The 14,186-nt window shown below is 44.5% G+C and carries 8 protein-coding genes; 7 read left to right on the top strand and 1 reads right to left on the bottom strand.

Annotated features, from left to right (window positions below; genetic code table 11):
- The first annotated feature begins 14 nt into the window (after window positions 1-14).
- The 4 genes from ACSBL2_RS16375 (at window position 15) to ACSBL2_RS16360 (ending at window position 6,977) form a co-directional block, all read left to right on the top strand.
- A complete protein-coding gene (locus ACSBL2_RS16375) occupies window positions 15-680 on the top strand; it encodes a GDSL-type esterase/lipase family protein (RefSeq protein WP_442587622.1) in 666 nt (221 codons plus the stop codon).
- A gap of 481 nt (window positions 681-1,161) precedes the next feature.
- Window positions 1,162-2,328: an efflux RND transporter periplasmic adaptor subunit gene (locus ACSBL2_RS16370; protein WP_442587621.1), complete on the top strand. Its 1,167-nt coding sequence runs from the start codon at window positions 1,162-1,164 to the stop codon at window positions 2,326-2,328.
- A 7-nt stretch (window positions 2,329-2,335) separates the two neighbouring features.
- Window positions 2,336-5,539 (top strand): efflux RND transporter permease subunit, encoded by a 3,204-nt coding sequence (locus ACSBL2_RS16365; protein WP_442587620.1) that lies wholly within the window; start codon window positions 2,336-2,338, stop codon window positions 5,537-5,539.
- Window positions 5,540-5,567: 28 nt separating this feature from the next.
- Window positions 5,568-6,977 carry an efflux transporter outer membrane subunit gene (locus tag ACSBL2_RS16360; RefSeq protein WP_442587619.1) on the top strand — a complete coding sequence of 470 codons (1,410 nt, stop codon included), beginning with the start codon at window positions 5,568-5,570 and terminating at the stop codon, window positions 6,975-6,977.
- Window position 6,978: 1 nt separating this feature from the next.
- On the opposite strand, the gene ACSBL2_RS16355 is transcribed toward ACSBL2_RS16360, so the two are convergent.
- On the bottom strand, window positions 6,979-7,716 hold the full coding sequence (locus ACSBL2_RS16355) for an NrtR DNA-binding winged helix domain-containing protein (RefSeq protein WP_442587618.1): 738 nt from the start codon (window positions 7,714-7,716) through the stop codon (window positions 6,979-6,981).
- 140 nt (window positions 7,717-7,856) lie between these two features.
- On the opposite strand from ACSBL2_RS16355, the gene ACSBL2_RS16350 reads away from it, so the two are divergent.
- The 3 genes from ACSBL2_RS16350 to ACSBL2_RS16340 all read left to right on the top strand — a co-directional run bounded on the left by ACSBL2_RS16350 (window position 7,857) and on the right by ACSBL2_RS16340 (window position 13,941).
- Complete coding sequence (locus tag ACSBL2_RS16350) at window positions 7,857-10,091, top strand: hypothetical protein (RefSeq protein ID WP_442587617.1); 2,235 nt, start codon at window positions 7,857-7,859, stop codon at window positions 10,089-10,091.
- Window positions 10,092-10,218: 127 nt separating this feature from the next.
- Window positions 10,219-11,688 carry a glycoside hydrolase family 30 protein gene (locus ACSBL2_RS16345; protein ID WP_442587616.1) on the top strand — a complete coding sequence of 490 codons (1,470 nt, stop codon included), beginning with the start codon at window positions 10,219-10,221 and terminating at the stop codon, window positions 11,686-11,688.
- Between the two features lie 141 nt (window positions 11,689-11,829).
- On the top strand, window positions 11,830-13,941 hold the full coding sequence (locus ACSBL2_RS16340; protein WP_442587615.1) for a beta-galactosidase: 2,112 nt from the start codon (window positions 11,830-11,832) through the stop codon (window positions 13,939-13,941).
- The last annotated feature ends 245 nt before the right edge of the window (window positions 13,942-14,186 follow it).

Raw genomic sequence — 14,186 nt, 5'->3', positions numbered from 1 at the left:
TCCATATCATCACCATGTATAAACTGATAAAAACTGTATTTCTGGGCGGCACACTTCTTTTTTGCCAGTCCGTTGTAGCACAAGAAAAACCCCGGTTCTGGGATGATGTTCAGGCCATCAAAGCGTATGATATGATCTATACGCCACCGGCAAACCCAATCCTGTTTATCGGCAGTTCTTCGATTAGGTTATGGGTGGATTTCAACAAGACATTTAAGGATTATACCGTACTGAACCGTGGAATCGGCGGTGCTTTTATCAGCGATACTGACCGGTACCTGGATGATCTGGTATTGCCTTACCATCCCAAACAACTGGTCATATATGTAGGGGAGAATGACCTGGGAAATGCGCAGGATGGCGATGCCGTTTTTGAAGGATTTAAGACTTTGTATACGCATTTGAGGGCTAAACTGCCGGATATCCCGATGATTTATCTCAGCATCAAGGGAAGTCCCTCAAGAACTCCGCAATTTGCCAAGGGCATCCGCGCGAATCAATTGACCAAAGCCTTCCTGAAGGATCAGAAGAATATAAAGTATATTGAAGTGGCTGAACCTATCCTGGATGCAAAAGGGAAGATGCAACCGGAGCTTTTTAAGGAGGACTGCCTGCATATGAATGCAAGCGGGTATCAGATCTGGAATAAATTGCTGATGCCTGAGTTGTTAAAAGATTAAGAAAAAACCAGGTTTCTGTATACCTGCAAATGACTTGTACAACGATGAGGCTATATGATAATTCAATTTAGCCTCAAAGCTGTCAAATAATATTTTATTGCTTCTTCATCTCCATAAAAAACGGCAATTTTCAGATAGAAAATTGCCGTTTTTTATTGTCTTCTTATTCCTATTAAGGGCCGTTCAAAATTAGATTCTGTTTACGAATTATGATTTTGATGAATGATATACCCTCTTTTTTTTAGCGGATCGCGTAAAGAGTGGTTTATTTTTCAGCTGATTCACAGCAATAGGTCTGTATACTCCTATAAATCCATAATAGGTTCATCTGTTTAAATCCCTTTTTCATCGGTGTGTTTCCTATCCCGGTCTATTACCTTTTTATCTTAATGAAATGATGTGTTGATTTGGGTAAATCGCAGGATTTTATAAAACAACAGGTTAGTGTTTTTATCCTCCGGTAACCTCAGCATAATTTAAGATGAAGACAACACAGAAGATTGGAACCTTGCTCATGATATCGGGATTTTTTCTCGCATCATGCGGCAGTAATGATGATAAATCAGCACAGTCCGCGGCAGCCGGACAGCTGAAGGAATACAAAGTACTGACCCTGGAACAAAGGTCGGCTACCTTGAATACGGATTATCCTGCAAGTATACAGGGGCAACAGAACATCGAAATCAGGCCACGCGTGGAAGGATATATCGAAAAGATATACGTGGATGAAGGCGCTGTCGTAAAGGCTGGCCAGCCTTTGTTTAAAATCAACGACCCACAATACGAACAGGCTGTAAGGACGGCAAAAGCCGGGATCAAAACTGCTGAAGCACAGGTGAGCACTGCTAAACTGGCCGTGGTGAAAGTAAAACCGCTGGTAGAAAAGGATATTGTCAGTGCATACGAACTGGAATCTGCTCAGTATACCTATGAATCGGCTCTGGCAAGCCTGGCACAAGCCAAAGCCGCGCTGGTGAATGCACAGACGAACCTGGGGTACACGACGGTAACCAGTCCCGTGAATGGGGTGGTGGGTTCTATTCCTTTCCGTCTGGGGAGTTTGGTGAGCTCAGCGAATACGGATGCATTAACGACGGTATCGAGCATAGGCAATGTGTATGCGTATTTCGCTTTTAATGAAAAAAGACTGCTTGCTTTTACAAAAGACAGTACCGGAAAAACACTGGGCCAAAAGTTAGCCAAATTGCCTGAAGTTTCTTTGATCCTGGCAGACGGATCGTCTTATCCTGGTAAAGGTAAAATCGAAACGGTTAACGGACTCATCAATACAGAAACAGGTTCCGCAAATATCAGGGCACGTTTTCCCAATCCCCAGGGACTGATTAGAAGTGGGAGCAGTGTCACTGTCCGCATACCCAACGAAATCAGCAATGCCATCCTTATCCCTCAGAGTGCCACTTTTGAATTGCAGGATAAACAGTTTGCCGTAGTGGTGGGTAAAGATGGAAAGACTAAAAATGTAGCCATTACCGTGAATGAAAATACTGCCGGGAATTTCTTTGTGGTGGAGACAGGACTTCAGGCGGGCGACCAGATTGTGCTGGAAGGGGTGGCGACCTTAAAAGACGGAACCCAGATTAAGGCGAATGTGCAGCAGGCTGAAACCGTTTTTGCCGATTTAAAATAAGAACAGGATGTTTAAAATATTTATACAGAGACCAGTACTCTCTACGGTGATCTCCGTGATCATTGTCATACTGGGAGTCCTGGGACTCACTTCCCTGCCAATTGCCCAGTACCCGGATATTGCGCCGCCAACGGTAAACGTATCTGCCAGTTATACAGGGGCAAATGCCGATGTAGTGCTGAAAAGTATCATTATCCCGCTGGAGGAACAGATCAATGGGGTGGAAAACATGACGTACATGACTTCCACTGCAACCAATGAAGGTTCTGCAAGTATTAAAATTTATTTCAAGGTAGGTACTGATCCCGATCTGGCCGCGGTAAATGTGCAGAACAGGGTATCAAGGGCAACAAGTTTACTCCCTGCTGAGGTGACTCAGGCGGGGGTGACCGTCACCAAAAGTCAGAGCAGTAACCTCCTGATCTTCTCTTTATATAGTGAGGACAAGGCATACGACCAGACTTTCCTGCAAAATTATGCAAAGATTAACCTGGTACCTGCCATACAGCGGGTAACCGGTGTGGGAGACGCGACCGTATTCGGGTCAAAAGATTATTCCATGCGGATCTGGCTGAAGCCGGATATCATGCAGCAGTATAAATTGATCCCTAGTGATATCAGTTCTGCCCTGGCAGAACAGAATATTGAAGCGGCCCCAGGTAAGTTCGGTGAAAACGGAGATCAGGCCTTCCAGTATGTGATTAAATATAAAGGGCGTTTAACCACGCCGGAGCAGTTTGAAAATATCATTATCAAGTCGGTAGGGCAGGGGCAGGTTTTGCGCCTGAAAGATATTGCCAAAGTGGAACTGGGGGCATTGAGTTATACGGCCAGCATCAGTACCAATGGCAGGGAATCGGTAGGGATGGCGATTAGCCAGACCCCCGGATCAAATGCGAGGGACGTGATCAATAATTCCAAAAAGATTATTGAAGAAGCCGCCAAAACTTTCCCGAAAGGGGTGAAGTATACCTATATGGTGGATGTCAACGAGAACCTGGATGCTTCGATTGAAAAGGTTATCCATACGCTGATTGAAGCATTTATCCTTGTTTTTATTGTTGTATTTATCTTCCTGCAGGATTTCAGGTCTACCCTGGTACCCGCCATTGCGGTTCCGGTGGCTATTGTCGGCACGTTTTTCTTCCTGAACCTCTTCGGTTTTACGATTAACCTGTTGACGCTTTTCGCACTGGTGCTCGCCATCGGGATTGTGGTGGATGATGCGATTGTTGTCGTAGAGGCAGTACATGCCAAGCTCGACCATGGCTATAAATCGGCCAAAAAGGCTACCATAGATGCGATGGATGAAATCTCCGGTGCAATTATTTCAATTACGCTGGTGATGGCCGCAGTTTTTATTCCCGTTACTTTTATCACGGGCTCGACCGGTGTGTTTTACAAGCAATTCGGTGTAACACTGGCTGTATCCATTATCCTTTCCGCGATCAATGCATTGACGCTAAGTCCGGCTTTGTGTGCGCTACTGCTGAAACCACATGCCGACGATCATGAGCATCAGTCTTTTATGCAGCGCTTCTATACTGCTTTTAATGTGGGCTTCGACCGGATGACGAAGAAATACCAGCGTTCCGTACAATTCCTGTCGCTGAAAAAATGGATTGTGATGGGTGCCATTGCAGTTTCTGCTGCTGGTTTATTCTATATGATGAAAACTACGCCTTCTTCCTTTGTACCGGCGGAAGATCAGGGAACAGTCTTCGCCAATATCAGTCTGCCGCCATCTTCCTCTATGGAACGTTCTACTGCGATGGCCATCAAGGTGGACAGTATTGCGCATACCATTCCGGAAGTGCAGAATACCCTGCGTATTGTAGGGCAGAACTTTACGGCCGGTGCAGGTAGTGCCTACAGTATGGTGATTATCAAGCTGAAAACATGGAACGACCGCAAGAGGTCTGTGGATGAAGTGGTAGGGGAACTTTTTGCCAAAACAGGTTCCTTACGTGAAGCAAGTGTTTTCTTCATTTCGCCGCCGACCATACAGGGGTTCAGTGCCAGTGGAGGGTTCGAGTTCCAGTTACAGGATAAAGGCGGACATACCACAACCGAATTTTTCAAGGTAAATAATGACTTCCTGGCAAAACTGGCTGAACGTAAAGAGATCCAGTATGCAACGACACCGTTTAACCCCAATTTCCCTCAGTATATGATGGAGGTGAACCTTGAAAAAATCAAAGAGGCTGGTCTGACGGTGAACTCCTTGCTGGAAACCATGCAGGGATATTATGGTGGATTGTATGCGTCGAACTTCAATAAATTTGGGAAACAGTACCGTGTGATGGTGCAGGCCTCAGCCGAATACCGCAAAAATCCGGAAGGGCTGAACAAGATCTTTGTACGGACTACAGCGGGAAACATGGCTCCAATCACGGAATTTGTGAAAATGACCAGGGTATTTGGACCGGAATCCATTTCAAGGTTTAACCTGTTCAGTTCTATATCGATCACCGGTTCACCAAATGTAGGCTACAGTTCCGGTGATGCCATTAAAGCCATTCAGGAAGTAGCCGCGGAATCTTTACCCGCAGGTTATGGATATGAATTTTCGGGTCTGACCAGGGAAGAGCTGGCTTCAGGATCTGAAACGGTCTTTATTTTTGTGCTGTGCCTGATTTTTGTGTACTTCCTTTTAAGTGCGCAATATGAAAGCTATATCCTGCCATTCGCAGTATTGCTGGCCATTCCTTTCGGATTGGCAGGAGCATACCTGTTCTCGATTATCTTTAAACTGAACAGTAATATTTACCTGCAGATTTCCCTGATCATGCTGATCGGACTCCTTGCCAAGAACGGGATCCTGATCGTAGAATTCGCGCTGGACAGAAGAAGGAACGGAATGCCGATTGTACAGTCGGCAATCGATGGCGCTGTGGCACGTTTACGGCCGATCCTGATGACTTCCTTTGCTTTTATCTTCGGATTGGTGCCGTTGATGTTTTCTACGGGCGCCGGAGCTGTAGGGAATAAATCTATCGGTACAGGTGCCGTAGGAGGAATGCTTATCGGAACAATCATCGGGGTGTTTGCAATTCCTGTCCTGTTTATCATCTTCCAGACGCTCCAGGAAAAAATCAGCGGTCCCGCGAAAAACGGTTATGACGACGAAGAAGAGGAAGATGCAGTTACGGATACGAAGAAAATTGAAGCTGCGGAACAGCCTAAACTGATCGAACCGCCGAAAGCATAGCTGAATTGAACATTTAGAACAGAAGAAAATGAGCCATAAATATAACAAACAGGTTTTCACCCTATTTGCAGCAGCTGCACTTCTTAGTGCCTGCTCGGTGACGAAAACTTATAAAAGTCCCCAGGTACAAACCGAAGGACTATACCGTGATCAGCAATCTGCAGACACTGCAACCCTGGCCAATACGCCATGGCAGGATCTTTTCCGGGATGAGCAACTGAAAGCCCTCATTCAGCGCGGACTTGAGCAGAATGTTGACCTGAAGAATGCGATACAAAACATTCTGCAGGCGCAGGCCACTTTAAAGCAAAGTAAGCTGGCCTTGCTGCCGACTTTAAGTGGGGATGCTTCTGCCACAAGGGCTAAGGCTTCGCAGGCAGCGATGAACTTCCCTGAAGGGATCAACATCAATACGCTGACCAATACGTTTAAACTGTCCATGAGTACCTCCTGGGAAGCCGACATCTGGGGTAAACTGAGCAGTACGAAAAGATCGGCACTGGCGAGTTACCTTGGGACGGATGCTGCAAAAAAGGCTGTCCAGACCCAGCTGATTGCGGATATTGCCAATAATTATTACAGCCTGCTGGCACTGGATCAGCAGCTGTCCATTACAGAAGCTACGCTGAAAAGCAGGATTGCCAATGTCGAAACCATGAAAGCCCTGAAAAAGGGTGCAGTGGTTAACGGGGCAGCAGTGGTGCAGAGTGAAGCCAGTTTGTATGCCACCGAGGTGTCGATACCTGATCTCAAACAGAGCATCCGGGAAACAGAAAATGCCTTGAATATTTTGCTGGCGAACACGCCAGGGCCTGTAGAAAGGGGAACTTTAAGTGCGCAGACCACACCAGAGCGTTTGACCGTAGGGGTACCTGCCCAATTGCTGCAGAACAGGCCTGATGTACAGCAGGCAGAATTTGCCCTGAGAACGGCTTTTGAAGATACCAATGCAGCCAGGGCCTATTTTTATCCCAGTCTTACCCTCACCGCCAGCGGTGGTTTCTCCAGTCTGGATATTAAAGATTTATTCCACCAGTCTGTATTTTATAACCTGGTTGGGGGATTGACGCAGCCGATATTTAACCAGGGATTGAACAAGGCCCGCCTTACCCGCGCACAATCTGTGCAGGTACAGGCCATGAATAATTTTCAGCAAAGTCTGCTGGTGGCAGGGCAGGAAGTTTCCAATGCCTTATATGCTTACCAGGCTGCGGTGGAAAAACAGGCATCCCGGACAAAGCAGATTACCGCTTTGACCAAGGCGGTGGATTATACACAGGAATTGCTGCGTTACAGTTCCGCCACCAATTATACCGATGTGCTCACCTCAGAGCAAAGTCTCCTTGCTGCACAATTAAGTGGAGTAAGTGACCAGCTGCAGAAATTACAGGCAGTGGTCAATTTATACCGCTCATTGGGCGGGGGCTGGAAACCTTAATCTACCAGTCTATTCCCTGAAGGGATTCTTTATACTTAACAGGATCAAAACTGTAAAGGTTGGGTGCACGGTGTGCCCCGCCTTTACGGGCATCCTCGTGTTTAATCAGGATCCCAAAACGCATAATCCGGCGGTAAAAATTACCCCGGTTCAGGGTTTTTCCGAGTATGGTTTCGTACAAAGTCTGCAATTCTGTCATGGTAAATTTCTCAGGTAACAAATTCATGCCAATTGGCTTGTAGCTGAGCTGTTGCCGGAGAACTGTCAGCGCAGTGTCATAGATTTTTTTGTGGTCCATACCCATCTCTGGAACCGAAACAATCGATTGCCATTCGCATAAATCACTATAACTGTCCAATTCCAGGTTCACTGAGGTATAGTCTACCAGGGCATAAAAGCCAATGGAGATGAACCTTTGTTTGTGCCAGAGGTCATCATCATAGGCTTCAAAATAGTCTTCCGACCTGTTGGTGTCGCCTGATACTCCAAATTGCTGTAAATAAACACGTTCTGCACCTGTTCTCTCTCTTAAAACACGCTTTGCAGCATCGTTTACATTCTCATTTTTCCTTACATACCCACCCGGTAAAAGCCATTTCTGGGTATGGGCCATCCTCACCAATAACACCTTTAACTGGTTGTCATGAAAGCCAAATACGACGCTGTCAACCGAGATATGAGGCATAAATTCTGCCCATAATTCCTTGCTTGCAGCGATAATTTTCTCGTCTTTTTCCATTCTTCACAATTATAAGTCTAAAATAATTATTTGCGGGTCTAAATAAAATAATATATCATTGCTTCATAATGAAGCGACAGTAAGAAACGTGATGTTTCAGACTGACAACACTAGCCAAATTACTAATAGAACTTGCCGTTATGAACAAAAAATTATTCACCCTAATGTTAGGGTCACTTGGATGCTTAATTACAGGCGTTCATGCTCAGGACAAAAAATCTCTGCCTGATACCGTAAAGGTCAAAACCACTAAATCATCAAACAAAGAAGAACAAAACAGAAATGTCATGTTAAACGCGGCCAACAATACCGGGCCACGTGAAGTAAATATTGGATTGCCCGCGAGTGTTGGGGGAATCACGATCCTGGAGAACAATTTACCGGTAGTACACTTTTTCTGGCCTAATTTACCTACGGCTACCTGGAGAGGAAGTACAAGTCTGGGGTCGACAGGACTATTAAAAATGGGTGAAGTTGCGATTACCCAGGGCGACCTTGGTTTTGCGGTTAACTCTTATACACGTTTAGGGACAGACAAGCTGGAAATTAACGGCACAGCAGCGTCTAACCAGTTTGGCTGGTTAAAAGGAGATATCAATGTTTCCGGCCCGATAAAAAATGGCTGGTATTATACTGCTGGTGCTTATGCAAACTATGATCCTGCAACTTATAAAATGGATTTTACGGATTATGCCGACAAAACCCAGATTTACAGAGCAGGTATCTCGAAGCGCTGGAAAAAGGGAGAGATTAACTTGTTATATAAATATGCGAAATCGGCTACTTTAACCAACTACAGTATCTTTAGATACCAGGAAGGGGGAGAGGCAGAAGAGCTTTCCGATTTCCGTATCGGAAGGGACTCTTATTTTGTAAGGGATGGCGAACTGCGCTTCAAAAATACACTTACAGGAGAATATTCGGATGTGAACATGGGCAAAGATGCTGGTTCCACTTCTCATACACTGGATTTGACAGGTAATTACCAGTTATCTGACAAATGGAAGATGAATTTCACTGCACGTTATTACAATGCCAAATCTACTGTGTTTACCGTAATTCCATTGGGACTGTCTACGCAAACTGCAAACGATCAGTATACTTATGCCGATGGAACCAAGTATTCAGGTGATGTACAGTCGGTAATGGGAATGTACAGCCCCGATATACCTATTCAAACCCTGGCAGGAAGGGTAGATATTGTCAACAAGACCGAAAAACACAACTGGAGAATCGGACTCACAGAATCTTATTATAAGATTGATCAGTTTATCTCGGATCGTGCATTTTATTACCAGGAAGCAAGCGCAAATCCAGCGAAACTTTTCAAGTCCACTCCTGGATCCACATCGAACACCGACGAGTATGGCATGTACAATTATAATGTAGGCAGTGAATACCATGATGGGTATGAAAATAAACTGGCCACTTTCTTCTCTGACGACTGGACCGTATCTGACCGTTTCACCCTAAGCTATGGCTTGAACCTGAAATACTATAAGATCAATGGTAACTACCATGCACAGGACCGTACTGCCGGTGTTGTTTTAGGTGGAACACCGACAACAGCTGTAAACCATGACTGGTTCCAGAAAGCGTTTGACGTGAATGCGGTTTATAAAATCACGCCTAAATTCGGGTTAATTGCAGAGGCGATTTATACAGAGAAAAACGGTCAGCTGGAAAGTTATTCCAGTAATGTGGTACCCAACCTTTCGACCATCAGAACGCCGTATGCGAGTTTTGGTTTATACCTGAACAGCGATAACTTCAGTCTGGTATCATCTGTGAATTACCTTACTCAAAATAACAACCTGAAGAGGCTAAACCTTGTGAATCCGGAAAACAGCAATGATGCTTCTGTAGCTACGGTATATTATGGGATTAAAACTGTAGGATGGACAACAGATATCGTAGCCAAGCCTTTCAGAAACTTTGATATCCATTACCTGATTACCTTACAAAACCCGATCTACCAGGATTACACTTTCAGTGCTTTTGGAAATGATTACAATTACAATGGAAACACGGTATTGGAAATCTCTAAAGTGCTGATGGAAATTGATCCTAGTTATACAAAAGACAAGTGGAAACTATGGGCAAGTATCCGATATTTCAGCAAACAAACGGCTAACTTAACCAATGTGCTTTATTTCAAAAGCAGGATTGAAACTTTCGCCGGAATCAATTACAAGATGAACAAAAACTTCGACCTTGGTTTAACAGTGGTGAACCCACTAAACCAACGTGGTGCAAAAGGAACGATCCAGGGAGCTGAGCTGATTACAGATCCATCTGCTTACTATGGTACCATCTTAAATGGATCTTACATCAGACCATTTACAGCTGAATTCTCAGTGAACTTCAAATTTTAATAAGAACACTAAGGAGCAGACCTGCTGGTCTGCTCTTCTCCCATATTGAAGCCCTCAAAAACTTAGCCATTGAAAGACAGTGCAAAATAAGTTGATGAGGGCTTTTTAAATTAAAACCATGATGAAAATGAAAACAAGTATCAAATATGGAGCAAAGCTAATGACGGCTGCTGCTCTTTTGTCGGGGATTCATGCCAATGTGAATGCCCAGCAAGTAGAATGGGTTAGCACCACTGCAACTCAGAAATGGCAGGTTCAGAAGGCGACTTCGGTTGCTGCATCAGGAAATGCAGATGCAGAAGTTTTTACCAGCAAACCGCACCAGACGATGGAAGGTTTCGGTGCCTGCTTTAATGAGCAAGGCTGGACATCGCTGAGCGCTTTAAGTCAGGCCGATCAGGATCATGTTTTTCAGGAATTGTTTGTTCCGGGTAAAGGAGCAAATTTTACGGTATTCAGAATGCCTATCGGAGCGAATGATTTTGCCCGTAAATGGTATTCCTTCAATGAAAATGAGGGTGATTTCAAGATGAAGAAGTTCAGTATCAGCAATGATAAGGAAACACTTATTCCTTTCATTAAATCGGCCCTGCGTTATAATCCTGCATTAAAGTTATGGGCCTCCCCATGGTCGCCGCCAAGCTGGATGAAAACCAATAAACATTATGCGTCTAAAGCATTTCCTACCAATGGAATCACTTCCTGGAGAGACCTGCGGTTTGATTTTGCCGGTTTAAACAATGGGATTAAACCAGAGCAGGAACGGACATCCGGTTCAGATATGTTTATCCAGGAACCTGAATACCTGAAAGCCTATGCCCTGTACTTCTCCAAATTTATTCAGGCCTACAAAAAAGAAGGGATCAACATTTCTATGGTAATGCCACAGAATGAATTCAAATCGGCACAGAATTTCCCGAGTGCCACCTGGACAGCGAAAGGACTTTCAAATTTCATCAGCTATTTAGGTCCGGAGATGAATAAATTGGGGGTCGATGTATTTTTAGGAACGGTTGAAAAAGGAGACCCTTCCCTGGTAGATACAGTATTGACTTCTCCGCAGAGTGCCAAATATGTGAAAGGTGCCGGTTTTCAGTGGGATGGAAAAATGGCTATTGGCGATATCCATAAACGTTATCCCAATTTAACGCTCTACCAGACAGAACAGGAATGCGGTAACGGATTAAACGACTGGGCCTATTGTAAATATAGCTGGACACTGATGGAACACTACCTTAAAAACGGGGTCAGCACTTATGACTATTGGAACCTTTCTTTACCTGATGGTGGAAAAGGAAACTGGGGATGGTACCAGAACTCTTTAATCACGGTAAACGAATCGGCTAAGACCTATGCGTATACCAATGAATATTACCTGATGAAACACTTCAGCCACTATGTATTACCGGGAGCAAAATATGTAGAGACCAGCGGACTGGATAAAAATATCATTGCTTTCGAGAACCCTGACCACAGTGTAGCTGTACTGGTGCACCATGAAGGGGCTACAGATAAAGTAGTGCATATTAAAGTAGGCGGAACCAGTATCGCTCCCTTGCTGAAAGCAGATTCATTTAATACTTTTCTGATCAAATAGGTATCGTTTAACAATCAAGTATATATCGCTCATGTAAGGATGCAGCCTGTCGGAATTTGCCACTCGGATGAAACCGGCAACAAAGTCTGACAGGCTTCATGGTGCACAGCGAGAATAAAATCATATTTAAAAATCGAAAAAATGAGGAAACCAAATTTACTGCTCAGTACCTTTTGCCTTTTGTTCCTGACAGCCAGCCTTGGCCGGCAGGCGATGGCGCAAACCTACAAAGCAGATCAGCTGATGTATGGTGTAGCTTATTATGATGAGTATATGCCATACGACCGCCTGGATAAGGATATCAGCATGATGAAAGATGCCGGCATCAATGTGGTGCGGATCGCTGAATCTACCTGGAGTACGGTGGAACCACAGGAAGGGGTGTACGACTTCTCGCATATCGACCGTGTATTGAATGCCATGCATAAGGCAGGGATCAAAGTGATTATCGGTACACCAACTTATGCAGTACCGACATGGCTGGTGAAAAAGTATCCTGCAATTTTAGCCGTAACGCCTGCGGGACAGAACCAGTATGGTAAACGTCAGAACATGGACATTACGAATGTGGATTTCAGGCGTCATGCGGAAATTATTATCCGCAAAATCATGGAGCATGTGAAATCGCATCCGGCAATTATAGGCTATCAGGTAGACAATGAAACCAAATCTTACGGTACCAGCGGATCGAATGTGCAGCAGCTGTTTGTCGATTACATGAAAAAGAAATATCCTTCACTGGATACCCTGAACAATAAATTCGGACTGGATTACTGGAGTAACCGCATCAATAGCTGGGAGGATTTTCCTTCCGTCAACGGTTCGCCTGTACAGAGTATCAATGCCAGTCTGAACGCTGAGTTTGCCAAGTTCCAGCGCCAGGAGGTAACGGATTACCTGGCATGGCAGGCTGCAATTGTGAGGGAATACAAACGTAAAGACCAGTTTGTTACACAGAATTTTGATTTTGAATGGCGCAATTTCTCTTATGGTATCCAGCCCGATGTAGATCATTTCGCCGCGGCTAAAGCCATGGACATCGCTGGTGTGGATATTTATCACCCTACACAGGATCAGCTTACCGGTACAGAGATTTCATTCGGTGGTGATGTGACCCGTTCCATGAAGAACGGACAGAATTACCTGGTGCTGGAAACGGAAGCACAGGGATTTCCACAATGGGTACCATACCCTGGCCAGCTGCGCCTGCAGGCTTTCAGTCATGTGGCCTCAGGAGCCAGCATGGTGGAATACTGGCACTGGCATTCTATTCACAATTCTGCTGAAACCTATTGGAAAGGATTGCTGAGTCACGATTTTGAGCCTAATCCTACTTATGATGAAGCCAAAATTGTGGGCCGTGAATTCAAAAAACTCAGTCCGCATTTAGTGAATGTTCAGCAGAAAAATGAAGTAGCGGTATTGTTCAGTAATGAAGCCTTAACGGCCTTTAATGCTTTTTCTTTTGGCTGGGGCAGGACGGAAAACTACAATGATATTCTGCGTCCATTTTATGATGCTTTGTATAAGGTCAATGTAGGAGTAGACTTTGTGGATCCTTCTACCAAAGACTTATCAAAATATAAGATGATAGTGGTTCCTGCATTGTATGCCGCATCGGACGAGTTATTAAACCGCCTGAACGCCTATGTGAAAAATGGTGGAAATATAGTTTACACTTTTAAAAGTGGTTTCTCTGATGAAAACGTGAAAGTACGCAGCAGCAAACAACCGGGACTGATCAACGAAGCTTGTGGGATTACCTACAGCCAGTTTACCTTTCCTGAGAATGTTACTTTAAAAGGAGATCCGTACCAGGTGGGTACAGATCAGAACAAACCGGAGAAATGGATGGAACTGATCACTCCGGGAACAGCTGAAGTGCTTGCGGCTTACGATCATCCGGTATGGGGCAAATATGCTGCCGTAACCCGGAATAAGTTTGGTAAAGGTACGGCGACCTATATCGGTTTTATGCCTGGGCAGGCTTTAACACAGAAAATTGTGGAGCAGGCCCTGAAAAATGCAGGCCTGTGGAATGCTGATCAGCAACTTGCATTTCCTTTAATTACTAAAAAAGGAACGAACGAAAAGGGGAAAACTATCCACTATTATTTCAATTATTCTGCGAAACCAGTGTCTTTTACCTATGTGTATCACAAAGGTCAGGAACTGCTGACAAATAAAGTGGTCAGTAAAAACCAGTCTTCTACTCTGGAAGCGTGGGGAGTGCAGATCATTGAAGAAAATTAACCGTTTAATCACATCGCGGATTTCAGGAGGGTGTATCATCAATCATGACCACCCTCTTTCTAGTTGTTCTTATCCGTACCCCCCAACGGAGGCATTTTCAAATATTCAATTCTCCGCGGCTTAGTTTCGTTAATGATATAGCTTCTTTGTTTATTTGTTGGACTAATGATTGGCTGACAGGGCTGAATTTTGAATTTTATTCATCAAACAAAATGATTCATTTTCCTGTTATTTGTTTAAGTTTA

Source organism: Pedobacter sp. AW31-3R (assembly GCF_052180285.1).
Taxonomy (GTDB): Bacteria; Bacteroidota; Bacteroidia; order Sphingobacteriales; family Sphingobacteriaceae; genus Pedobacter.
This window is presented reverse-complemented; position numbering and strand designations above follow the sequence as displayed.

Bases quoted from the DNA above. Each gene is read 5' to 3' on its own strand.
- ACSBL2_RS16360 (WP_442587619.1), top strand. From the start codon at position 5,568: ATGAGCCATAAATATAACAAACAGGTTTTCACCCTATTTGCAGCAGCT.
- ACSBL2_RS16355 (WP_442587618.1), bottom strand. From the start codon at position 7,716: ATGGAAAAAGACGAGAAAATTATCGCTGCAAGCAAGGAATTATGGGCA.
- ACSBL2_RS16365 (WP_442587620.1), top strand. From the start codon at position 2,336: ATGTTTAAAATATTTATACAGAGACCAGTACTCTCTACGGTGATCTCC.
- ACSBL2_RS16340 (WP_442587615.1), top strand. From the start codon at position 11,830: ATGAGGAAACCAAATTTACTGCTCAGTACCTTTTGCCTTTTGTTCCTG.
- ACSBL2_RS16350 (WP_442587617.1), top strand. From the start codon at position 7,857: ATGAACAAAAAATTATTCACCCTAATGTTAGGGTCACTTGGATGCTTA.
- ACSBL2_RS16370 (WP_442587621.1), top strand. From the start codon at position 1,162: ATGAAGACAACACAGAAGATTGGAACCTTGCTCATGATATCGGGATTT.
- ACSBL2_RS16375 (WP_442587622.1), top strand. From the start codon at position 15: ATGTATAAACTGATAAAAACTGTATTTCTGGGCGGCACACTTCTTTTT.
- ACSBL2_RS16345 (WP_442587616.1), top strand. From the start codon at position 10,219: ATGAAAACAAGTATCAAATATGGAGCAAAGCTAATGACGGCTGCTGCT.